Source organism: Pseudomonas sp. HP_14, from assembly GCF_055283875.1.
Genome location: NZ_JBTOQI010000043.1, coordinates 94,893 through 117,506, shown reverse-complemented (window position 1 = coordinate 117,506; position 22,614 = coordinate 94,893). Strand labels below are relative to the sequence as shown.

At 57.9% G+C, this 22,614-nt stretch carries 16 protein-coding genes and 1 riboswitch; of the genes, 12 read left to right on the top strand and 4 right to left on the bottom strand.

Annotated elements, in window-relative coordinates; translation table 11 throughout:
• The first annotated feature begins 219 nt into the window (after positions 1-219).
• Both ACYASS_RS22320 and ACYASS_RS22315 read left to right on the top strand, forming a co-directional pair.
• Positions 220-1,545, top strand: a complete 1,326-nt coding sequence (locus ACYASS_RS22320; protein ID WP_463587841.1) for an MFS transporter — start codon at positions 220-222, stop codon at positions 1,543-1,545.
• Positions 1,546-1,670: 125 nt separating this feature from the next.
• Positions 1,671-3,440, top strand: coding sequence for a sensor domain-containing diguanylate cyclase (locus ACYASS_RS22315; RefSeq protein WP_463587717.1), 1,770 nt, complete (start codon positions 1,671-1,673; stop codon positions 3,438-3,440).
• A gap of 17 nt (positions 3,441-3,457) precedes the next feature.
• Here the strand turns inward: ACYASS_RS22315 and ACYASS_RS22310 are convergent, their stop codons facing one another.
• Together ACYASS_RS22310 and ACYASS_RS22305 are read right to left on the bottom strand one after the other, a co-directional pair.
• The gene (locus ACYASS_RS22310) at positions 3,458-3,637 is read right to left on the bottom strand and encodes a DUF6021 family protein (protein ID WP_463587716.1); all 180 of its coding nucleotides are present in this window, start codon (positions 3,635-3,637) and stop codon (positions 3,458-3,460) included.
• 111 nt (positions 3,638-3,748) lie between these two features.
• Entirely contained in the window at positions 3,749-4,261 is a 513-nt protein-coding gene (locus ACYASS_RS22305) for an SgcJ/EcaC family oxidoreductase (RefSeq protein WP_463587715.1), read from the bottom strand.
• Between the two features lie 177 nt (positions 4,262-4,438).
• On the opposite strand from ACYASS_RS22305, the gene ACYASS_RS22300 reads away from it, so the two are divergent.
• Genes ACYASS_RS22300 through ACYASS_RS22285 form a run of 4 tightly spaced genes read left to right on the top strand, consistent with a single transcriptional unit; the run spans position 4,439 to position 9,079 of the window.
• Positions 4,439-5,623 (top strand): sensor histidine kinase, encoded by a 1,185-nt coding sequence (locus ACYASS_RS22300; RefSeq protein WP_463587714.1) that lies wholly within the window; start codon positions 4,439-4,441, stop codon positions 5,621-5,623.
• Entirely contained in the window at positions 5,620-6,288 is a 669-nt protein-coding gene (locus tag ACYASS_RS22295; protein WP_463587713.1) for a response regulator, read from the top strand. The genes ACYASS_RS22300 and ACYASS_RS22295 overlap by 4 nt, the downstream gene beginning before the upstream one ends.
• Complete coding sequence (locus tag ACYASS_RS22290; RefSeq protein WP_463587840.1) at positions 6,279-8,597, top strand: ATP-binding protein; 2,319 nt, start codon at positions 6,279-6,281, stop codon at positions 8,595-8,597. Before ACYASS_RS22295 ends, ACYASS_RS22290 begins: the two co-directional genes overlap by 10 nt.
• Positions 8,594-9,079, top strand: a complete 486-nt coding sequence (locus ACYASS_RS22285) for a response regulator (protein WP_463587712.1) — start codon at positions 8,594-8,596, stop codon at positions 9,077-9,079. Before ACYASS_RS22290 ends, ACYASS_RS22285 begins: the two co-directional genes overlap by 4 nt.
• Positions 9,080-9,138: 59 nt before the next feature.
• On the opposite strand, the gene ACYASS_RS22280 is transcribed toward ACYASS_RS22285, so the two are convergent.
• Positions 9,139-11,817 carry a PAS domain-containing protein gene (locus ACYASS_RS22280; RefSeq protein WP_463587711.1) on the bottom strand — a complete coding sequence of 893 codons (2,679 nt, stop codon included), beginning with the start codon at positions 11,815-11,817 and terminating at the stop codon, positions 9,139-9,141.
• 352 nt (positions 11,818-12,169) lie between these two features.
• Positions 12,170-12,374, top strand: a riboswitch (cobalamin riboswitch).
• Positions 12,375-12,481: 107 nt separating this feature from the next.
• Here ACYASS_RS22280 and ACYASS_RS22275 point away from each other — a divergent pair.
• The 4 genes from ACYASS_RS22275 (at position 12,482) to ACYASS_RS22260 (ending at position 18,379) form a co-directional block, all read left to right on the top strand.
• On the top strand, positions 12,482-14,632 hold the full coding sequence (locus ACYASS_RS22275; RefSeq protein ID WP_463587710.1) for a TonB-dependent receptor: 2,151 nt from the start codon (positions 12,482-12,484) through the stop codon (positions 14,630-14,632).
• 121 nt (positions 14,633-14,753) lie between these two features.
• Positions 14,754-15,260: a GNAT family N-acetyltransferase gene (locus tag ACYASS_RS22270; protein ID WP_463587709.1), complete on the top strand. Its 507-nt coding sequence runs from the start codon at positions 14,754-14,756 to the stop codon at positions 15,258-15,260.
• Between the two features lie 355 nt (positions 15,261-15,615).
• On the top strand, positions 15,616-17,049 hold the full coding sequence (locus ACYASS_RS22265; protein WP_463587839.1) for a sugar porter family MFS transporter: 1,434 nt from the start codon (positions 15,616-15,618) through the stop codon (positions 17,047-17,049).
• A 121-nt stretch (positions 17,050-17,170) separates the two neighbouring features.
• On the top strand, positions 17,171-18,379 hold the full coding sequence (locus ACYASS_RS22260; RefSeq protein WP_243245673.1) for a sugar transporter: 1,209 nt from the start codon (positions 17,171-17,173) through the stop codon (positions 18,377-18,379).
• Here ACYASS_RS22260 and ACYASS_RS22255 read toward each other — a convergent pair.
• Positions 18,328-20,865, bottom strand: coding sequence for a sensor domain-containing protein (locus tag ACYASS_RS22255; RefSeq protein WP_463587708.1), 2,538 nt, complete (start codon positions 20,863-20,865; stop codon positions 18,328-18,330). The genes ACYASS_RS22260 and ACYASS_RS22255 overlap by 52 nt on opposite strands.
• Positions 20,866-21,142: 277 nt before the next feature.
• Between ACYASS_RS22255 and ACYASS_RS22250 the strand changes: the two genes are divergently transcribed.
• Complete coding sequence (locus ACYASS_RS22250) at positions 21,143-21,655, top strand: sigma-70 family RNA polymerase sigma factor (RefSeq protein ID WP_463587707.1); 513 nt, start codon at positions 21,143-21,145, stop codon at positions 21,653-21,655.
• Positions 21,656-22,606 (top strand): FecR domain-containing protein, encoded by a 951-nt coding sequence (locus ACYASS_RS22245; protein WP_463587706.1) that lies wholly within the window; start codon positions 21,656-21,658, stop codon positions 22,604-22,606. It abuts the gene before it with no gap.
• Positions 22,607-22,614 lie beyond the last annotated feature (8 nt).

The window sequence follows — 22,614 nt, the reverse complement described above, 5'->3', positions numbered from 1 at the left end:
AACGCCATCGCGGCCTTCGGCAGCTCCTACAACTGAATCGCCTTTATTCAGGAAATCTTTTGCAACGAACCATTGCGCAGCAGCCGCATAAAACAGCAGGATCGCTCTAGCGTCTGCTTCGGGCAGGCATCCCCTGCTCAACCATGCGGAGCCTCGCTGCTAATGGATCAAGCCACCTCCCCTACGTCTACCCGGCTGACGTCCCGTGAATTTCGCGGAATGGTCGCCATTCTGCTGTCCATCGCCCTCGCAACGCTTGATACCGCCATCGCCAATACTGCATTGCCCAGCATCGCCGCGGACCTGAATGCATCACCGGCCGCCTCGGTATGGGTCATCAACGCCTACCAGCTCGCAGCCGTCGCGACCCTGCTGCCCTTCGCCGCCTTGGGTGGAGTGATCGGGCACCGCAAGGTTTATCTGGGTGGGCTGATTGTGTTTGTCCTGTCTTCGGCGTTGTGTACCTTTGCCTGGTCGCTACCGTCCCTGACCATCGCCCGGGTCATTCAAGGCCTTGGGGCGAGCGCCATCATGGCTGTTAACGCGGCGTTGATCAGTTCGATTTTCTCCCATGAACGCTTGGGCCGTGGGCTGGGCATGAATGCCCTGGTGGTGGGCACTTCATTTGCTGCGGGGCCAACCATCGCGTCTCTGGTACTGTCCGTGGCGAACTGGCCCTGGCTGTTTGCGATCAACCTGCCTCTCGGCGTATTCGCACTGGTATTTGCCTGGAACTCCCTGCCCGTCAGCAAGCCCGGCACCCTGAGCTTTGACCGGCTAACCGCTTTGCTCAACGTGATCACCTTCGGGGCACTGATTTTTGCGCTCAGCGAAGCCGCACAACTGGGCTCCATGACGGGGGTTTGCATCGCGCTGGGTGTATTTCTGATTGCAGGCGCGTTGATGCTGCGTCGTGAAGCCGGGCACCCTGCGCCGATGTTTCCACTCGACCTGCTCAAGCGGCCGATGTTCGCGCTTTCCGCTTTGACAGCATTCTGCTCCTTTGCGACCCAGGGGCTGGCCTTCGTGTCGCTGCCCTTCTTCTTTGAAACGGTGTTGGGCCGGGATCCGATTCAGACCGGATTTTTAATGACACCGTGGTCAGTTGTAGTAGCCATGATCGCGCCCGTAGCCGGGCGTTTGTCTGATCGCTATGCCCCCGGAATGCTGGGCGGTATCGGTCTGGCGATTCTGTGCGCCGGAATGATTTCTCTGACCCTGATCCCGGCTGATGCGAGCGCATGGGAAATCGGCATTCGAATGGTTATCTGCGGGCTGGGCTTTGGATTCTTTCAAGCCCCTAACCAGAAAGCACTGATGACCAGCGCGCCCAAGGAACGCGCCAGTGGGGCCAGCGGCACCATCGCTACTGCGCGATTGATCGGCCAGGCCACGGGCGCCGCGCTGGTTGCGCTGAGCTTTGGTATCAGTGGTGAACACGGGCCAGTGCTGGCCCTGTCCATTGGTGCCGGTTTTGCAGCGGTTGGCAGCATTTCCAGTGCCTTGCGACTGGTCGCGGCCAAGTCGCCGACGGGCAAAAGCTGAACAAACCTCACATTCAGTGGAAAAAAAACCGTTCGTAGGAAACCTTCTGCAGAGCGAGTCGTCCCAGCTATGATGGCACAAGGCCTCTCACTACCAAGACCACTCTGCGGCCGTACGGAACGTTTATGCATCTATCACTACAAGCCGAAAAACAACGTCTGGCCGCGGTTCGTGCCATTCAATGGCTGGAAACTGCCGCCGACGAGAACTTCGACCGTATCTGTCGACTGGCCTCCGCCTATTTCAATGTGCCTACGGTGTTGGTGTCATTGGTGGAGAAAGATCGACAATGGTTCGCTGGCAGAGTCGGCTTCCAGAATTCACAAACCCCTATCAATCAGTCGTTCTGCGCTCACACGATCAAGCAGGACGGGGTTATGCAGGTGGTCGACGCCTGCGTCGATCCACGCTTCATGAACAATGAACTGGTAACCATTGAAGGCGGTATTCGCTTTTACGCGGGTGCTCCACTGGTGACACGTGATGGGCATGCGATTGGCAGCCTGTGCCTCATCGACAAATTTCCTCACCAACTCAGTCATGCGGAAACGCTGGTGCTTAAAGATCTGGCCGAGATGGTGATTTCGCAGATTGAACATAGACAGCAAACCAGCATGTGCAACGCTGTCAGTGGCCTGCCCAATTTGCGGCAATTCCTGACCGACAACGCGGGTCCATGGCTGAACACCGAAGCGTCTACGCGCCTGTTGATGGTGGTCGAAGTCGTCGATAGCCAATGGACGCATGACTTTGCACTCGACCATGGCCCGGGGCTGGTGGGTGCCAAAGCGGCCAGCATTACAACTCGCATTAATGAGGCATTGGGTGAAGAGCTGACGGCTTATCACATCAGTGAGCGCCACCTGTGCCTGTTGCTACCCGCAGAACCTCAGGATCAAAGCGAACTGATCCTTACGCTCAGCACATTGGTTTGCGAACCCTGCGCGGAGGACTCCATTTCGACATTACCCGGCATTCGTATGGGCATTGCAGTGTGTACGGATGGCAAACAGTCCATCGGTGATCTGTTGCGCAAGGCTCGCAGCGCGGCAGACACGGCAGCCAGAGACGGGATCGATTGGTCGGTATGGGACGAGGATCCAAATTGTGCATCGCGCCGCTCCGAAGCACTGATTAACGATGTTGCGGGGGCTTTGTCGAACGGCGGTATTTCTCTGGTCTTCCAGCCACGCTTCAGGCTTGAGGACGGTCGCCAGGTCAGCGCCGAAGCATTATTGCGCTGGAATCACGAAGTCTTCGGTCCCGTCTCCCCTGCAGAGTTCATCCCGCTGATCGAACGTTCCGGCCAGATCAGCCTTGTCACGCGTTGGGTCATTGATAACGCGCTCGCTCACGCTGCAGCCTGGGTGGATAGCGAAGCCAAGGTTTCCCTGAACCTCTCCGCACTGGACTTTCAGCACATCGATATCGCTCAGGCTCTGAAGGCTGGATGTGAAAAGCACGGGATTGGCGCGCATCGGGTGGAGGTGGAAATAACCGAAGGTGAATGGATCAGGGCCAGCACAACAGTGCTGGCTCAGTTAGCAGATATCCGTCTGCTTGGTGTGGATGTCGCAATTGATGACTTCGGCACCGGCTACAGCAACTTTGCCTACCTGCATGAAATCCCTGCCAATGTGATCAAGCTGGATAAGTCGATCATTACTGACCTGGAAAACAAACCACGCAATCGCGTCATTGCTCAATCCATTTTCCAGCTCGCGCATCAATTGGGTTATCGAACCGTTGCGGAAGGTATCGAAACCTTCAAATGCATGGACCTCGTCAGAGGCTACGGCTGCCATGAGGCCCAGGGGTTTTTCCTGAGTCGACCGCTTTCCGGAGAACAGATCAGGCTCACGGCAACCGGCAGCAACTTTCTTTTAAGCGCCTGATAAGTCTGGTAAATGCCCTACTTATCGGCCTTGTAAGGTGGGTAGTCGTCATCGCCCACGCGCTTGTCCTTGCTTGGGTCCTTGCCATCCTCGGGAGACTTTGCCGGACCCACAGGGTCAACTTGTGGGTCCGCAAGGTCGGGGGAATCCGGATCGAAGCCCAGATCCTGCTCAGGGTCGCGCTTATGGTTCGCCATGCTCACCTCTCCTGGTAAATGCCCAACCGCGTCGGGCTACTCATTTAAGAAGAAAGCCTGCGCGCAAAGTGCAGCGCAACTGACGAGCGGATCCTCATCAGTGGAGGCTGGTCACTGCTGCGGCATGGCCGAAGAGTGGTGATTGAGTATGAGCCATTCACCGTCAATCTTCTGATAAAGATAGGTGTAGCGCGCCTGAACCTGACGTTTGCTGCCATCAGCCTCGGTGAGCGTGAAGGTATAAACGCCCGTGTCCAGCGCCTTGTTTTCATTCAGGCGACGAATCTCGCGGAAGTTGATGACACCGACCGGTTTTAACAAAAGGAAGTGGTCAAAGTAATCCTTGATCTCCGCAGGGGTGGTGCGCACCTTGTTGGACACAGTGGGTTGCAGAATGGCGTTTTTCGCATAAAGGGCCGTGACCTTGGCAGAATCACCGGTCTGCAGCGTGCGGTTCCAGCGCTCGAACAGAGCGGCAATTTCGCGATCCTTGACGTCCGTCGGTTGCGGGGCAACCGATGTGTAGGCATACGGTTTGACCGGCGCGGTATCTACAGCATGGACCAGAGGAGTCGCCAGCAGAGCAATCAGCGTCACGGCAGACATTTTTACGTTGAGCTTCATTTACAGTATTCCTATCGGCTTTTGGTGGAGCTACTGTGCCGCGTCACAAAAACTCGGCCATCAGCCGATTGGACCTATCTGCCTATGCCATTTGGCAGATAGCGGCACCACACCGGAAACAGGTCTAATGGCGCCACTTTCTGCCGAATGGATCCGGCCCCTGTGTTGGAGCACCACATGCACAAGCCCCCTGATGATTCGGCCAGCGCGCTCAACCTGCGTAGCCAGTACCGCCAATGGGAAAGTCGTGCAGCCCGTTTGCGACTCCTTGTGGACACCGGCCAGGAACTGACGCGTCTTTCGCCTTCAGCCATGCGCCAACGTGCACTGCAACGAGCGTGCGCGTTTCTGGCCATGAACAAGGGTGTACTGCTTGAATGGAACGGCGAGGCGCCGGCCAGGCTCAGCGCCAGCCAGGGAAATCCGCAGTGCGTGGACACGCTGATGACGCTCCTCGACAGGACAATCCTTGCGCCTGAATGGCAAGTACAGCCCTGCCCCCAAGTACCGTGCATGCTGCATTTACCGCTGCTGAACGCTGATGGAGAGCCCTTTGCCGCGCTACTGCTGGCGAACAGCGCGAATATCGCAGCACCGGGTACCGAGGACTTGCAGTCACTGCAATTGCTGGCCACGCTTCTCGCGGCACATCTGGAAAACAGTCGCCTGCTTGATGCACTGTCGGTGCGTGAGCGGGCCATGTCGGAGCTGGTCCACCGTTTATTCACCGCCCAGGAAGACGAACGCAAGCGCGTCGCTTACGACCTGCACGACGGGCTGGCGCAAACCCTGGCCGGTCTTCACCAACGCCTTCAAGGTTTCGCCAGTCAATGCCCTGAGCTTCCTGCCCCGTTGAATCAGGAACTGACAACCATTCTGCAACTGGCGCAACGTTGTGTGGGCGAGGGTCGGCAGGTCATCAGCGGCCTGCGTCCGGTTGTACTGGATGACTTCGGCCTTGTTCAGGCCATCGACAAGGAAGCGGATCGCCTGCGCGAAGCTGGCTACTCCGTACAATGGACAGCCAAGTACGCGGAGCGGTTACCCGACGCGATTGAAATCACGCTGTTCCGCATTGCCCAGGAGGGCATCAATAACATCCTCAAACACGCGGGTCCCTGCAGTGTGCTGCTTGCCCTGCAACTGCGTGACGCCGATGTATCCGTGCTGATCGAAGACCTCGGCCAGGGTTTTGCAGTCCGACAGCCCGCTCAACCAGGCTCGACAGACGGGCTGGGATTAACGGCAATGCAAGAACGCGCACATCTTGTCGGCGGGCGTTTTGACTGCATCAGTCACCCAGGCAAAGGGACACGCCTGAGTGCGACTGTCCCGCTACATAGCCTGGAGGTGCAGGCATGAGCAGGACATTGAGAATAGTCATGGCAGATGACCATGAAGTGACGCGCGCAGGCTTCATCTCATTGCTCGCGGGTCATCCGGAGTTTGATGTGGTTGGACAGGCCGACGATGGTCAGATGGCACTGGAGCTATGCGAGCGTTTGCGCCCTGACATCGTCATTCTCGACGTGCGTATGCCGATTCTCAACGGCCTGGGTGCCGCCCGCCTTCTGCAACAGCGCATGCCGGAAATAAAAGTAGTGATGTTTACCATGGACGACAGCCCGGATCATCTGGAGGCTGCCATTGCCGCCGGCGCTGTTGGCTATTTGCTCAAAGACGCGACTCGCGAGGAGGTCATCAATGGCTTGCGTCGCGTCGCCGCCGGGGAAGATGCTCTTAACAGCGCGATGAGCGCGAGGCTACTCAGGCGTATCGCAACGCGCCGGGCCTCAGGCAATACGCCCCGGGAAAACCTGACCGAGCGGGAGCGTCAGGTACTGGGGCTGGTTGCAGGCGGCTTCAGCAACCGGGAGATCGGCGAAAAACTGGGCATCGCTACCGGCACCGTCAAAGCACACGTCGAACGCGTAATCAGCAAGCTTGATGCCTCCGACCGGACCCAGGCAGCGGTACGCGGTATCGCTCTGGGGCTGGTGGCCCAGCCTGATGGAAACTGGACGTGAGTCGCTGGTCGGACCTTCCCCTGCGAGGCAAGGCGCTGGTTGCAATCGCCCTGCCCCTGATCATCCTCATGTCATCGCTTGTGCTGATTTACCTGGCCGAACGGCAAACCGCACGTGCCGAGGAAGATGTGCGCAGGGTCTTGCTGGTACAAGGCGATATTCAGGCTGTTCATACCCTGCTTGCCGAGGCAGCAGCCAGCGAACGGGGCTACCTGCTCACCGGCCGTGAAGATTTCCTGCCCGCTTACAACAACGCAAAACCGCTGATCGACGCAGCTTTGCTGCGTCTGGACGCCAACGTTCGTGACCCTGAAATTCGTGAGCGCCTGCAACTCATGACGCCGCTGATCAGAATCAAACTTGGCGCCCTGGCGAAACTGCGCTTGAGCAACGGCAAGGATCCGGAGCAGGTCACAAACATTCTTGTGAGCAACAAGCAGGTTCTCGACACCCTGCGTGAACAGATCAGCGCCATGCGCAATCGCGAGGATACGCTGCTGGCGGAGCGCAGTGCTGCTGCTACGCAAACCCGCGAGCAACTGGTATTCGCCACCTTGCTGGCAGCGTGCTGCGGAGTATTTGCGGCGATCGTGGCGATGCTGTTGCTGTCCAGAGGTATCGTCAGCCGGGTCGAACATGTGAAACGTAATGCGCAACGCCTGGCCTTGGGTCATCCACTGTTGCCGCAGCCACCGGAACAAGACGAAATTGGCCAGCTGGGCACGCGTCTGGTAGAAGCCGCCCACCTGCTGGCACAACGCGAAGGTGCCTTGCGCGATAACGAAGAACGCTTGCGGCTTATCATCGATGCGGTCAAGGATTACGGCATCTTCGCCCTTGACGCCAACGGCCGCGTCACCTCATGGAACGTCGGGGCGGAACGGATCAAGGGCTACAGTGAGCAAGAAATCCTCGGTCAGCCATTCTCGGTTTTCTATTTGCCGGAACAATGCCCGCAGCGTCCGGAAATGGCATTGCGAGAAGCCAGAAGCAAAGGCTACTTCATGGAAGAGGCCTGGCGGCGCCGCAAGGATGGCAGCCGATTCTGGGCCAGCGTTGTTATCAGTGCCCAATACGACCACAGTGGAACCCTGCGCGGTTTTTCCAAGGTGACCCGCGATATCAGCGACCGCCATGCAGCCGAGATAGCGTTGAGTGCAGCCCGTGAAGAAGCTGAGCGCGCCAGCCGGGCCAAAAGCGAGTTTCTCTCCCGAATGAGCCACGAACTGCGTACGCCTTTGAACGCGATTCTTGGTTTCGCGCAACTACTTGAAATTGATCCTCAACCGGCGCAACGCCAACAGATCGGACACATCCTGAAAGCCGGTCAACATCTGCTGACACTGATCAACGAAGTCCTCGACATTGCCCGAATCGAGTCAGGCCATCTGCCCGTCAATCTGGAACCGATCAGCCTGGAAACGGCCTTGAAGGAAGCGCTGGCACTGGTCGCCCCCATGGCAAACGAAGCCCGGATCCGTATCGCGCCGCTTCCACTGATCCGCGCCGAAGAAGGTGTTATCGCCGACCGTCAGCGCTTGATGCAGGTGCTGCTTAACCTGTTATCCAATGCCATCAAGTACAACCGTGCAGAGGGAGAAGTCACGATTCAGGTTGCCCGAAGCGGTCAGCAGGTCACTGTGACGGTTTCGGACACCGGCCCCGGCATTGCCAAGGACCAATTACACAAACTGTTCCGGCCTTTTGAGCGATTGAACGCAGATCATCAGGTAGAAGGCACGGGCCTCGGGCTGGCGCTGAGTAAAAACCTGCTGGAAATGATGGACGGCAGCCTCAATGTCCTGAGCGCAACGGATGCAGGGTGTCGCTTCACGCTCAGTTTGCCTCATGCCTTCATTCAGCCGGACGAGACTCGCATGGTTTCGCCGCCAAATGCGCTCAGTGTTGAACCTGGGCAATCAACGGCTGGATATCGCGCCAGCGTGCTCTGCATCGAAGACAACCTGGCCAGCCTGACCCTGATCGAGACATTGTTGCAGCGGCGGCCCGGTATACAACTGTTTTCCAGCATGCAGGGGCAGATGGGACTGGATCTGGCGACTCGCCATGCGCCGGATCTGATCCTGTTGGACGTTAATCTTCCCGATGTCTCGGGTATCAGGATTCTACGCCGCCTGCGTCGCGCCACTCGTACTGCCAATACCCCTGTCCTGATGATGACCGCAGACGCCTCGCCGATGACCCATAACGTGTTACGCGAAGCGGGTGCTACCGCCATCCTGGTAAAACCGATCAATGTCCGCATGTTTTACGACCATATTGATCAGTACCTGACGGAGCCTTTATGACTCAAGATCTTCGTATCCTGCTGATTGACGATCAGCGCACCAATATAGAACTCATGGAGCAGTTGCTGGCTCGTGAAGGGCTGCTCAATGTGTTGAGCACCACACAGCCCACTCACACACTGGAGCTGTTCAATAGTTTTGAGCCGGATCTGGTTATCCTCGACCTGCACATGCCCGAATTCGATGGCTTCGCGGTGCTCGAACAACTGGGTCGGCGCATTTCACCTCATGAGTATCTGCCCATTCTGGTGCTGACCGCAGATGCCACCCGAGGCACCCGGATCCGCGCCTTGGCCCTGGGGGCTCGGGATTTCATCAGCAAACCCCTGGACGCCCTGGAAACCATGCTCCGGGTCTGGAATCTGCTGGAAACCCGCGTGCTCTACAAAAGCCTGCGTCAGCTGCTGCCAGCCGAACAGATTGAGCTTCTACAGCAGCGGCGCGGCGTGAATCTGCAAGAGACCAAAAGCATATCCCTGTAGGAGCTGCCGAAGGCTGCGATGCGCTCATCCTGATACACCGCTATCGCGACCGTTGGCAGCTACAGGTTAATGACTGGCGGTATCTGCCGCATACTGATCTCGTTGCGCAGCAGCCTGGCCAACGCTTCTACGGAATAGGGCTTCTGCAGAAAGGTAAAACCCTGTGAGTTCCCCTGTGCCAACGCGGGACTATAGCCGCTGGTCAGGACAATCGGGAGCGTTGGATAGAGCCTTTGAATTTCAAGGGCCAGCTCCACCCCGTTCATGCCCGGCATGACAACATCGGAAAATACTGCCTGAAAAGCGTCGGCTCGCTGCGCCAAAACCTCCAGAGCCTCCACACCACTCTTGGCCCAGTGAATGTCGTACCCCAGCTCTCTCAACGTCTGACTGGAAAACTCGCCAATTTCAAGGTTGTCCTCAACCACCAGCAGACGAGCACCTTCGCCACTGCTTTGCAGCTCCGGCTCCATCGCAGCATATTCGGCACCCGGTATCGCAACGGATCTAGGCAGGTAGAGAGTAAACGTACTGCCCTCGCCCAACCGACTGGCGACCAACACCTCGCCACCCGACTGTTTGGCAAAACCGAACACCTGAGAAAGCCCCAGCCCGGTGCCTTTACCGACGTCCTTGGTCGTAAAAAACGGGTCGAAGATACGATCAATCTGTTCCGGGTCGATGCCTGAGCCGCTGTCGATCAATGACACGGCAACATAATCGCCAACCACTGCGGCATGGGTGCGGCGAGCAGGAATTTGCCCGACAGGCTCAACACAAATCCTCAAGGTCCCCTCGCCATTCATGGCATCACGGGCATTGACCGCCATATTGATCAGCGCGGTATCGAACTGACCAGCGTCAGCGTTGATGTAGCAAGGCTGGGCAGGAAGCTCGATCAGCGTTTTTATCCGGGCTCCGGTCAATGAACCAATCATCTCGCCAATAGCCCGGACACTTTTGCCGACTTCAAAGACTTCCGGGCGCAAGGTTTGCTGGCGAGAAAACGCCAGCAACTGCCCAGTCAACTTGCTGGCCCGATCGACCGCATTGGAAATCGCGTCGATGTAACGTCGACGTCGCTCTTCATCCAGATTGCGCTTGAGCAGGTCTGTAGAGGCTTTGACCACCGTCAGCAGGTTGTTGAAGTCATGAGCCACACCACCGGTCAATTGCCCCACGGCTTCCATCTTCTGCGACTGACGCAATGCAGCTTCTGTGCGGCGTAGTGCTTCGGCGGCCTCCCGCTCAACCTGAACGTCGCGTCCCACGGCATGGATATAGGATTGATCCGGCACAGCGGTCCAGGCGATCCAGCGATACGAGCCGTCTTTGTGCAAATAGCGATTTTCGAAACTGGAGACACTGATGCCCTGCGACAATTCCGCCGCGGCAGAGGCAGTGGTCAAATCATCATCCGGGTGCAGAAGCTCCAGAAACGACTTGCCCAGCAACTCATCAGGACTCCAGCCAAGCACCTGAGTCCAGGCTGGATTGACCGCCACGATGTCGCCGCTGAATTCGGCAATCAGCATCAAGTCGGTGGACAACCGCCAGATGCGATCGCGGTCCTGAGTACGGGCTTCGACCCTCTCCTCCAGCGTAGCGTTGAGCGTACGCAGGTCTTCTTCAGCGGCGCGGGTTGCCGTGATGTCTCGGGAAATGCAGAGGATTTTTTCTACGGCCCCCGCCTCATCAAACATCGGCGTAACCTGCACATCCCACCATTTGGGGGTGCCCAGATAGGTGTTGGCAAAACCCTGGAAACGACCGGGGACGCCTGTTCTGGCGGCGACAATGGCAGCCTGAGCGTCGATATGCCCTTGATCCTGCCAGAAGTCCGGCCACGGGCAGCCTTGCACGTCGTTGAAGTTACTGATTTCCATGACGCGCATGCCGCCTTCACTCATGAAGGTAAGCTTGCCATCCAGGTCGATCACCTTGATGCAATCGTTGCTGCTGGCCAGCACCCGGCTATTGAACTCCTCGGTATTGCGCAAAGAAGACTCAATTCGCCGGGCCTCGGTGACATCCTTGAACAGCATCGCAATGCGGTTGTGCTCGGCCCCCTGGACTTTGTAGGCGTAGATTTCATACCAGCGCCCGCCAAGCGCAACCGCAGGCGCGTCAAAGCCAACTGACTCGCCACTCAACACCACGCTCGCATACACCTCAAACCAACGTGCAGGCTGGCCGTCTGCGATGTCCCGCATACTCTGGCCAATCTGCTGTTTGAGTTCTGTCATGTTGTCGAACGCGGCGTTGACCTCGATCAAATGGCAGGCCGTCAGCAGGTTATGGGTGTAGGTGACTTCAAATACGCCAAAGCCGATATCGATGTCACTGAACAGCGCACGATAACGTTCGTCGCTGGACTTCAGTTGCTGACCAAGGCGCACGGAGTGGGTGGTTTCAACCGTATGGCACAGAACACCCAATATGGACTCTTCATGCTCGTCGTACACCGGCGAAAATGAAAAGGTCCACCAGGTCTGCTCTTCAACCCCATAGCGGGCCATGCTGATCGGATGATTTTCATAGCGACTGGATTCGCCGCCAAAGGCCCTCTCTATCATGGGCCGCACCTGCTCCCAGGCGTCTGCCCACAGCGTGGTGATGCTCTGCCCCACGGCAACGTCAAGACGGGGGCCGAGAATGGGCCGATAGGCATCGTTGAAGAAGAAGTGCAGATCCGGCCCCCACACCAGATAAAGGCTTTCCGGGGAACTGAGCATCATGCTCAACGTCGAGCGAATGGGTGCGGGCCAATCTGACATAGGCCCAAGAGAGGTCGCGGACCAATCGAAAGCTCTGATTGCTGCGCCTGTTTCGCCGCCTGGAAGGGAGCGTGAAACCGGGCTGTTTAAAGGGTTCATGGCCATTTACTAATTGCTGGGGCGTCACTGGACGAAGATGATCGGCCGCATCAGCGGAGGAATGTGCTGAGTTTGGAGGGATGGCGAACAAGTGGCAACCACCGCACAGCGATTATCCATGCGTTGCCATGTCGCACACGAATGGACCCTGAGGACATCACAACGTTCTCTACCTCGCGGTGCGGCCGATTGACGTGACCGTTCATCGGTGGTCAGATGCGCGCCAGTTTCAGGTGTCTCATGCCGCCGAGCATGAGGTGAAACGGGAAGCCGGTGCGTCATTTCGATGATCAGTCCGGCGCTGCCCCCGCAACGGTAAGCGAGCGAAGCATTCGACAAACCACTGTGCTCCGGCATGGGAAGGTGAATGTTTCATGACCCTCGCAAGCCCGGAGACCGGCCTGGAACTTCGTTTTGGCAAACCCGCGGTGGGCGGGCGCAGGCCGGTTTCCGTGGGCTTTTGCGCCCGCGATTCCTCATGCGTTATTCCCCCGGGATCCATTCATTCCTCATTGGCTGGAATCGTATGTCCCGCAACTTCCTGTTTCAAACCCTGGCGAGTCAATCGCTGCGCATCACGCTGTTCCCTTGCTTCGCCATTTCGCCTGCGGCCTTTGCCGCTGACGACACTGTGATCGCCCTGCCGTCAATGGCAATCATCGATACCGCAGACAACGGCGAAACCAGTCTGGCCACTGCCCTGCCCGCCGGTTCCCGGTTGAATATCAGCGCGCTTGAAAACCCGGCCAGCCTGAGCAGTCTGGATGAGTCCGCCATCCACAACCGTAATAACCTTACTTTGCAGGACGCCGTCAGCCGCTCGCCCGGCATCACCAGCATCGCTACGCCGGGTGATGGCAACACGGCGCTTTCAGCACGCGGTTTCGCCGGACATTCTTCAGTGATGACATTGTTCGATGGCTCGCGGCTGTATACCGGGGCTGGCACCCAGACCTTCCCGGTCGACCCGTGGATGGTGGAGCGCATCGACGTTATTCGCGGCCCTGCCTCGGTGCTGTATGGCGAAGGCGCAACAGGCGCCGTGATCAATGTGATCCCCAAGAAGCCACTTGAAGGAGATGTTCGCAACACGCTGCGCCTGGGCTATGGGTCCAATGACCGCCAGCAGTCAGGGCTGGACAGCGGCGGCTCGCTGAGCGACACACTGAGCTATCGCCTGACCCTGAACCAGGAGCAAAGCAACGGCTGGGTGGATAACGGCAACTCCAGAAACCTGGCCCTCAGCGCCGCCCTGCGCTGGCAGGCAGCTGACAACCTGAGCTTCACCTTTGCCCATGAGCGTGGCGACAGCGAACCGATGAGCTACTTCGGCACGCCGCTGATCGACGGCCATTATCGCGACAGTCTGCGGAACAAAAATTACAACCTGCAAAACGCCGTGCAGCGCTACAACGATGAGTGGACCCGACTCAATACCGACTGGCAGATAACCGACAACGTCAGCGCCAGCAACCAGCTTTACTACATCAAGAGCCGTCGTCACTGGCGCAACGCCGAGACCTATAGCTGGAGTAACGCGCAAGGCCAGCTTTTGCGCGGAGACTATCTGGAGATCAAACACGATCAGGAGCAGATTGGCGATCGCCAGAGCTTCACCTTCGATCATTCACTGTTCGGGCTGGACAGCAGAACGGTGGTCGGCGCCGAGTACAACAAAATCCGCTTTGGCGTCGATAACAACTCGCCGTATACCGATGTCGGTGGAGACTACGTCGATCCATGGAACCCGGCCAACGGCTACTTTGAAAGTCAGTCGCCCACCCAACCTCTGAGCGACAGTACGACACGTACCTTCGCACTGTTTGCAGAGAACCGGCTGCAGCTGTCCGAGCGCTGGTCGCTGGTGACCGGTATACGGCGCGATCAAAATCATCTCGACCGTAACGACTTGCGCGCCAATACGCGCAGCGATCGGAGCCTCACCGGCGGCAATTGGCGCGCCGGACTGGTTTTCGCGGTGACAGATCAGCTGTCGTTGTATGGCCAGTATTCGACCAGCGAAGACGGGGTCAACAATCTGATCAGCCTTAATCCGACCCAGCAGCAAATGGACCTGACTGAAGCCAGACAGACCGAGTTCGGTCTCAAGCAGCAATTCTGGGAAGGCCACGGGGAGTGGACGCTGGCGGCTTACCACATCGTAAAAAAGAAAATGCTCACCACTGACCCGGTGACGCGTTTGGCGCAGCAGGTCGGCCAGCAATCCTCGGACGGCCTGGAGGCCTCGCTGGAACTGGCGTTAAGCCAAGGCTGGCGTGTATCAGCCAATGCCTCGGTAGTGCGTGCCGAATATGACGAATTCAATGAAACCGCTGGCGGCCAACTGGTGTCCCGGGCAGGCAACCGTCCCACCGACGTGCCTCGTCGCAGCGCCAATCTGTGGTTGAGCAAGGCGCTGACTCAAGACCTGGATGCAGGCATGGGCCTGCGCTATGTCGACGCCCGCTATGCCGATACGGCCAATACCACCAAAGTACCTGGCTACAGCGTAGTGGACGCAAACCTGGGCTGGAATGTGGTGCCGGATGTGCGTCTGGGCCTGCAGTTGAATAACCTGCTGGATCGGCGTTATGCAGCAGCACAGTACAACAGCGGCCAACAATGGCTGATGGGCCAGCCACGGTCGTTTTTCGTGACCGCGGATTACAGCTTCTGAGTAACGGGCCAATACACTGACCGCGCTGGCACGATTCGCGTGCCAGTTCTCAGTGCAAGCCCTGTGACACAAGGCTGCCGTATACTGACGGGCCGCACCCGCACTTAAGGAATGAATGCCAATGCGCGCCCCGTCTTCTGCCATCGTCCTCGAACGCTTTACTGAAGCGCACGCCGAGGGCGTTGCAGCGCTGTACAACGTCCCAGCAGTCGCCAGGCAAGTCCTGCAGATGCCTTTTCAGTCCGCTGACATCTGGCGCAAGCGACTGGACAGTAGCAATGAACGACTGGTCAGCCTTGTAGCGCTCCATGAAGGGGCCGTCGTTGGACAAGGCTCTCTTGAGCAGTTTTCCCGCATCCGCCGCAGCCATTGCGGTGCCATTGGCATGGCCGTCGCTCAGGATTGGCAGGGTCAGGGTATCGGCAAACAACTTTTAACCGCACTGCTGGATATCGCCGACAACTGGATGAAACTGCGCCGGGTCGAGCTGACTGTCTATGCGGACAATCAGGCGGCGGTAATCCTCTATGAAAAGCTGGGGTTCGAGACTGAGGGTTTGCTGCGTGATTACGCGATTCGTGACGGGCAGTTCACCGATGCGCTGACGATGGCGCGTATTCGCGGATGATGCGGTCCAAGGCACATTGTTAATGCCCAAGGACCGGCCGGGCGGCGTTCCGATTTAGCCGGGAGGCCGTCATTTATGCTGAAAGATTTGCCGCGAATCCATCAGCCATCTCCCGGCTGAAGCGGAACGCCGCCCGGCCGGTCCCTCAGGGGCGTAGCGCCACTCCCGCAAATCCCACCCGCTGAATCGATTAACCCTTCAGTGAATATGTTTCCAGTTTTTACGGAACTCGCCCGGCCTGACATCCCCTAAGCCTTCAAGCCAGCGGACTGGCAAGGCTTTGCCTCATGCACCGACGGCACCGTCGGAATATATCCGCTCACCTTCCCGGCCGCCTAACCGTTCAATCAAGGATTTGCAGTTCATGTCCTCAAACACTACGACCGCCTCCGCGCGCAACGATAACGACGGGCAACGTATGTCACCCCGCAGGATGATATTCATCTCCGTGCTTGTCGCCACCATGGGCGCCCTCGCCTTCGGGTATGACACGGGCATTATTGCCGGTGCGTTGCCGTTCATGACGCTGCCTCTGGATCAGGGTGGGCTCGGATTGAACGCCTTCACTGAGGGGCTGATCACTTCTTCGCTGATTGTCGGCGCCGCCTTCGGTTCGTTGGGCAGTGGTTACCTGTCAGACCGCTATGGACGACGCGTCACCCTGCGAGTGCTATCGCTGCTATTCATTGCCGGTGCATTGGGTACTGCAATCGCCCCTTCGATTCCGTTCATGGTCGCGGCGCGTTTCCTGTTGGGCATCGCAGTAGGTGGCGGATCGGCCACGGTACCGGTGTTCATTGCGGAAATCGCCGGTCCAAAAAAACGTGGTCGCCTGGTCAGCCGTAATGAGCTGATGATCGTCAGCGGTCAGTTGCTGGCCTATGTGCTAAGTGCCCTGATGGCTGCCTTGCTGAGTTCTTCGCACATCTGGCGCTACATGCTGGCTATTGCCATGATTCCCGGCCTGTTGCTATTGATTGGTACCTTCTTTGTTCCGCCTTCGCCACATTGGCTGGCTGCCAAAGGTCGTTTTGAGGATGCTCAAGACGTGTTGGAAAAGCTGCGTGATACGCCAGAGGAAGCGAAGCGCGAAGTCGAGGAAATGAAGGCCCAGAAGGAACATGCCCGCAAGCGCCCGCCTATCTCCGAGCTGCTGCGCCAGGGTTGGGTGATCAAGTTGCTGCTGATCGGTATTGGCCTGGGCTTCACCGCTCAGTTCACCGGCGTGAATGCCTTCATGTACTACACTCCGATCATTCTCAAAACCACGGGTATGGGCACCAACGCAGCATTGACAGCCACCATCGGTAACGGGGTGGTGTCCGTAATCGCGACCCTGCTCGGCATTTGGGCGATTGGCCGATATGGCCGCCGCCATTTGCTGATGACGGGGCTGGTCACGGTAGTTCTTGCCCAGATAGCGCTGGGTTGCGTGCTGCAGTTCATGCCGCAGAACCTGACCCAGAGCTACGCCGCCCTCGCCTGCATTCTGCTGTTCTTGCTGTTCATGCAGATGTGTATTGCACCGGTTTACTGGCTGCTCATGTCTGAACTGTTCCCGGCGCAAATCCGCGGTTTGTTGACTGGCACAGCGGTGTCCATGCAATGGCTGTTCAACGCAACAGTGGCTTTCCTGTTCCCGATAGCGCTGGACACATTGGGCAACCCTACATTCTTCGTCTTTGCAGTAATCAATGTCGGCTCTTTGCTGTTCGTGTTCTTCTGCCTGCCGGAAACCAAGGGCAAGTCACTGGAAGAGATTGAAAAACACATGAAAAAAGAGCTGTAAACGCTACTGGCCTGCTGCTCTAATCGCAGGAGCTTGCAGGCTTTATGACGCCGACTGGCTCAGACACACACGGCGGCTGCCCGGTTTCAGGGGCATTCGCCAAGACTATTTGCGAGGATTCATGAGTACGCCTGCCGACGCGCAACAGGCCAGCTGGATCAGTGTAGGCGCACTGGCAGTAGCGGCTTTCATCTTCATAACCACCGAGTTCGCCCCGGTGGGCCTGCTTTACGCCATTGGCAGCAGCTTCGACATGACGGCCGCCCAAGTGGGCCCGATGCTTACGGTTTACGCCTGGACGGTGTCGCTCATGTCGCTGCCGATGATGCTGCTGACGCGTAACGTCGAGCGACGGCTATTGCTCAAGGTTGCCATTGGCACGCTGATCGTAAGCCACATCGTGCTGAGCCTGGCCCCCAACTTCACCATGGTGGTCATTAGCCGGATCGGTATCGCCCTGGCGCATGCGGTGTTCTGGTCAGTGACTGCATCGCTTGCAGTTCGCCTGGCACCAGGGGGCAACCGTGCACGAGCACTCAGTCTGCTGGCGATGGGCGCTTCGTTGGCGATGGTTCTGGGGATTCCCATCGGCCGGGTGCTGGGCGAAAGCATGGGTTGGCGCGCAACGTTTGTGACCATCGCCGCCGTCGCTGCCCTGATCTGGATTCTGCTGACCAAGAAGCTGCCGCTGCTGCCGAGTCAAAACAGCGGCAGCCTGAAGAGCCTGCCCATTCTGTTCAAGCGACCTGCACTGGTTTCGTTGTATTGCGTCACTGCGCTGGTGGTTACGGCCAACTTCACGGCCTATACCTACATTGAAACCTTTGTGCAATCGGTCGCGGGCTTCAGCGAACAGACCACCACCTGGATGCTCTTGTTGTTCGGGCTGGCCGGTTTGATGGGGTCGATTTTCTTCAACACGCTGTACACCCGATTCGCCAACCACTTGACCGTCATGGCCATCGGTTCGCTGTGCATCTGCCTGACCTTGATGCTCTGGGCTTCATGGAGCATTTACACATTGGTCGTGGTGTTTGCGCTGTGGGGGCTGGCGATGTTGTGCTTCGGGATTCTGATGCAGTCGCAAGTGATCCAGCTGGCACCGGACGCCACCGACGTAGCGTCCGCGATGCACTCGGCCATCTACAACGTCGGCATCGGTGCCGGTGCGCTGCTGGGCAGTATCGTGGTGCATCACCTGGGCTCAGCCTGGGTCGGATTCGTCGGCGGTTTCCTCGCCCTGTGTGCGTTGGTGATCAGTCGGGTGACCAGCAAGCGTTATGGCGATTCCGAGCCATTGCCAGCGGGCTCAGTGGAAATCATGCACTGAGCCGCATCGTCACGACGCAGCTCCTTGAGCCGCTCGGTGGCAGACACCGGGTGGCCAAACAAGAAGCCCTGAAAATGTGAGCAACCTTCTGCTTCCAGTTGCAGCTGTTGTTCACGGGTTTCCACGCCTTCGGCAGTGGTCTTGATCGACAGGCTGTTGCTCATGCCGGTAATCGCCCTGATGATCGACAAGGCTTCCTGGCTTTTGCCCATGTCGCGAATGAATGACTTGTCGATCTTGATGCGATCAAACGGGAACGAGCGCAAATAACCCAGCGACGAATACCCCGTACCGAAGTCATCCAGCGAAATAGCGACCCCCAACGCTTTCAGCTCCCGCAACGTGCGGATATTCGCCTCGGTATCGTCCAGCAGTACTGACTCGGTGATTTCCAGCTCCAGACGCTCAGGCGCAAGCCCCGACTCTGCCAGTACCTGAGCAACGGTATCGACCAGCCCGGCCTTTTTAAACTGCGTCGGCGACAGATTGACCGCCACGGTCTGCTCTGTCCCCCAACTCACGGCTTCCCGGCACGCGAGGTCAAGTGCAAGGTGGCCGACCTCATGAATCAATCCCGTTTCTTCGGCAATGGAAATAAAGTCCAGCGGCATGATCATGCCTTTAACCGGATGCTCCCAACGCATCAACGCTTCGTAGCCGGAGATATGCCCATCCTGAGTATCAATGATGGGCTGGTAGTGCAATTGCAACTGGCCCAACTGCAGCGCCGTGCGCAGGTCGGTTTCGATGAGGCGACGACTGCGCGCAGCTTCATCGAGTTCGTGGCGGAAACACTCCAGGCGATTGCGCCCGTTACGCTTGGCCTCATAGAGCGCCATGTCGGCATATCCCAGCAGTTGTTGCGCGCTGTTGTGGTCATCCGGCGCGACGGAAATACCAATACTGACACCCACAGAAAGACCGTGGCCTTCGATTGAAAAAGGCGTGGTGATGGTGTTGATCAGCCTTTGCGCGGTAATGCGTGCGGCATCCAGGTTATCGATTGCCGACAACACAATCGCAAACTCATCACCGCCCAGGCGCGCCAGCGTGTCCTCATCGCGCAACTCACGGCGCAAACGCTTACCCAGGGCAAGCAGCAGTTTGTCGCCGAACGCATGGCCCAATGCGTCATTGATGTTTTTGAAGTTGTCCAGATCCAGGCACAGGACGGCGGTCATCCGGCCTTCTTGATGGTCGCGCTCCAGCGCCTGGCCCAGACGCTCGTTGAACAAGGTCCGGTTAGGCAGCCCGGTGAGACCATCGTGATGCGCCATGTGATGGATCTGCGCCTGAGCGGCAAGCTCCTCGGTAACGTCTTCGGCGACAAACAATACATAGCCCGGCTGGCCGTCGACGTTTTTGCACAGCAGCGTACGACTTCTCAGCGTTCGCTCCCCGGTGGCTGTCGTAACCTGTGTCTCAGCCAGTTGAACACCCGGGTGGCGCAGACCCCGTTCCAGCTGATGCTCCATGTAGTCGGCGACGGCAGGTTGCAATCCCTCATTCAACCCAAGCCCGACCATGCTGGCACGTCGACCGCCGAAAAGGCGTTCGGCCTGTTGATTGGCCAACAGGATCTTCTTGGTCGCGAGATCCTGCGCGATCACACTGGCAGGAATATTCGAGATTACCGAATCAAGGAAACCGGAAAGAGACGCCATCTCATGGCTATATTGTTCTGCCAGCTCTTTGGCCTGAATCAACTCCAGTGCCTGACGGCGACGCTCACTGATGTCCCGGGTGATCTTGGCAAAACCGATCAGTTGGCCGTCTTGATCGTCGTAGATGGCGTCAATCACCACGTTTGTCCAGAACAGCGAACCGTCTTTGCGCTGACGAATGCCTTCGGCCTCAAAGCGCCCGTCGCGCAGCGCTATGTCCAGTCCTTGCTGGGGCAGCCCTTGCACGCGATCCTGAGGGGTGTAGAAAACCGAGAAATGCTGACCAATGATTTCTTCGGCCAGATAACCTTTCGCGCGCTGCGCCCCGGTGTTCCAATTCACCACATGCCCTTGCGGGTCGAGCATGTAAATGGCGTAGTCCGTCACGCCCTGCACAAGCAGACGAAAACGGCGCTCTTGTTCCTGTTGCGCAAGCAACGCAGCCTGTTGCTCGGTGCAATCGCGAGTGATTTTGGCAAAACCAATCAGATCCCCGGACTCGTCACGTATGGCATCAATGACCACATGCGCCCAAAGGGAAGTTCCATCCTTGCGTAGCCGCCAGCCCTGAGTCTCGAACTGCCCTGTCGTTCTGGCGGTCATCAAACCTCTTTCAGGCAGGCCCGCGTCGCGGTCCTCCTGGCTGTAGAACGCAGAAAAATGACGACCGACAATTTCATGCGACTTGTAACCCTTGGCCCGCTCCGCACCGGGATTCCAGTTGGCCACGATCCCCTCTGGGGTCAGCATGTAAATTGCGTAATCAACCACGCTCTGTATCAGTTGGCGATACATCAGGTCGGAGCTTTCAATCAACGGCATAACGAACAAACCTCAGGCGAATCCCAGGCCAGGAAGCCCATTCCAGAGGGGCACATCAGAGCTGGTCACATGTTTTGATATCGGCATGATGCCACTTTTTTAAAGGTTTTTTCCGACCAATGTCCAGCCACAGCCCCTGCGCCACCGTGTTTTGCCTTCACAGGCTCGGCGCTGTGAAGAGGCTGTTGGACACGTCAATGCAGGCCAGGCTTGCCAAACCTGGTTACAACTATGAAAATGAGAGTCATTACCAGTTAATCATTTTCAGGCCTCCTCCATGTCCTCTGCCGACCCGTCGCTGCAACAAGCGGTGCATACGTTGTATGTGGATCACCATCGCTGGCTTTGCGCATGGTTGCGCAAGCGTATTGGCTGTGTAGAGCATGCGGCGGACCTCGCTCAGGACACCTTCATTCGAGTCCTGACGCAGCGCAAGGGGCCGGAACTGCGTGAACCTCGCGCTTATCTGAGTACCGTCGCGCGTAGCCTGATGATTGACAGTTTCCGCCGACGCGCGCTTGAGCAGGCGTACCTGGAAACCCTGGCCGCGCGCCCTGAGCTACTCGATATTTCTCCCGAAACCCGCCTGCTGATCATCGAAGCGCTGGTGGAAATCGATCGTCTGCTCGATGGTCTGGGTAGCCGCACTCGCGAGATCTTCCTCATGGCGCAGCTGGACGGTTTGAGTTACGTGGAGATCAGTCGGCAGTTGAAGGTTTCGGTAAACACAGTCAAAAAACACGCAGCTCGCGCACTGACTCATTGCCTGCTGTCGGTCGAGGACTGCTGAGTGGCCGTCGCCCATGCCCCCGATCGTGCCACTCTGGAAGCCGCGGCCCGTTGGTACGTGGACCTCAATTGCGAAGAACTGGACGACGCCACCCGTGAAGCTCATCGCCACTGGCTTGAGTGCGACCCAAGCCATCAGCAGGCCTGGGAACGACTGGGGCGACTGCAGGCAAAATTCGAACTGGTTACCCCCGGTATCGCTCGGCCGACATTGAACAGTGCACGAGCCAAACGCCGTGATGTGCTCAAAGTGCTGTCCCTTCTATTGGCCGCAAGTGCCGCCGGTGGAGTGGCATGGCAAACCACGCCGTTACCAAACTTATTGGCTGACCAACGCACTGGGGCGGGTGAACGTCGACGTGTGCGCCTGGACGATGGCAGCCAACTGCAATTGAACACCGCCACTGCGGTAGACATTCACTACAGTGCGCAACTGCGTGAACTGCGCCTGCTTAGCGGTGAAATCCTCATCGAAACCGCACGAGATACGCTAGCCCGGCCGTTCATCGTCCACACCCGCGAAGGCAGCATTCGCGCCCTTGGTACCCGTTTCATCATCCGCCAGGAAGGCGACCAGACCCGGGTTTGTGTGCTGGAGCATGCAGTGGAAGTGCGCCGCGCCAGTTCGACTGAAGCCGTGCGCGTGGACGCTGGCCAGCAAATCAGCTTCAGCGAAGCCAGGCTGGGGCCATTGCAATCGGCCGACCAACAGGCCGATGCCTGGACCCGTGGCATGCTGGTGGTCAACGATTGGCGGCTGGGGGATTTCATCGCAGAACTACAGCGTTACCGAAGCGGCCACCTGGGATGTGACCCGGCAATTGCGGCGCTGCGCATCTCGGGTGCGTTTCACCTCGGCAATACCGATACCGTCCTGGAAAATCTGACCACGACCTTGCCGGTGCGCATTCGTCGTTTCAGCCGCTACTGGGCGAGTGTTGAACCTGTTTGAAGGCTCAG

Excerpts from the sequence above, each read along its gene's own strand:
- ACYASS_RS22305 (WP_463587715.1), bottom strand. The coding sequence starts at position 4,261 with ATGAAGCTCAACGTAAAAATGTCTGCCGTGACGCTGATTGCTCTGCTG.
- ACYASS_RS22250 (WP_463587707.1), top strand. The coding sequence starts at position 21,143 with ATGTCCTCTGCCGACCCGTCGCTGCAACAAGCGGTGCATACGTTGTAT.
- ACYASS_RS22255 (WP_463587708.1), bottom strand. The coding sequence starts at position 20,865 with ATGCCGTTGATTGAAAGCTCCGACCTGATGTATCGCCAACTGATACAG.
- ACYASS_RS22310 (WP_463587716.1), bottom strand. The coding sequence starts at position 3,637 with ATGGCGAACCATAAGCGCGACCCTGAGCAGGATCTGGGCTTCGATCCG.
- ACYASS_RS22260 (WP_243245673.1), top strand. The coding sequence starts at position 17,171 with ATGAGTACGCCTGCCGACGCGCAACAGGCCAGCTGGATCAGTGTAGGC.
- ACYASS_RS22320 (WP_463587841.1), top strand. The coding sequence starts at position 220 with ATGGTCGCCATTCTGCTGTCCATCGCCCTCGCAACGCTTGATACCGCC.
- ACYASS_RS22285 (WP_463587712.1), top strand. The coding sequence starts at position 8,594 with ATGACTCAAGATCTTCGTATCCTGCTGATTGACGATCAGCGCACCAAT.
- ACYASS_RS22275 (WP_463587710.1), top strand. The coding sequence starts at position 12,482 with ATGTCCCGCAACTTCCTGTTTCAAACCCTGGCGAGTCAATCGCTGCGC.
- ACYASS_RS22300 (WP_463587714.1), top strand. The coding sequence starts at position 4,439 with ATGCACAAGCCCCCTGATGATTCGGCCAGCGCGCTCAACCTGCGTAGC.
- ACYASS_RS22280 (WP_463587711.1), bottom strand. The coding sequence starts at position 11,817 with ATGATGCTCAGTTCCCCGGAAAGCCTTTATCTGGTGTGGGGGCCGGAT.
- ACYASS_RS22270 (WP_463587709.1), top strand. The coding sequence starts at position 14,754 with ATGCGCGCCCCGTCTTCTGCCATCGTCCTCGAACGCTTTACTGAAGCG.
- ACYASS_RS22295 (WP_463587713.1), top strand. The coding sequence starts at position 5,620 with ATGAGCAGGACATTGAGAATAGTCATGGCAGATGACCATGAAGTGACG.
- ACYASS_RS22315 (WP_463587717.1), top strand. The coding sequence starts at position 1,671 with ATGCATCTATCACTACAAGCCGAAAAACAACGTCTGGCCGCGGTTCGT.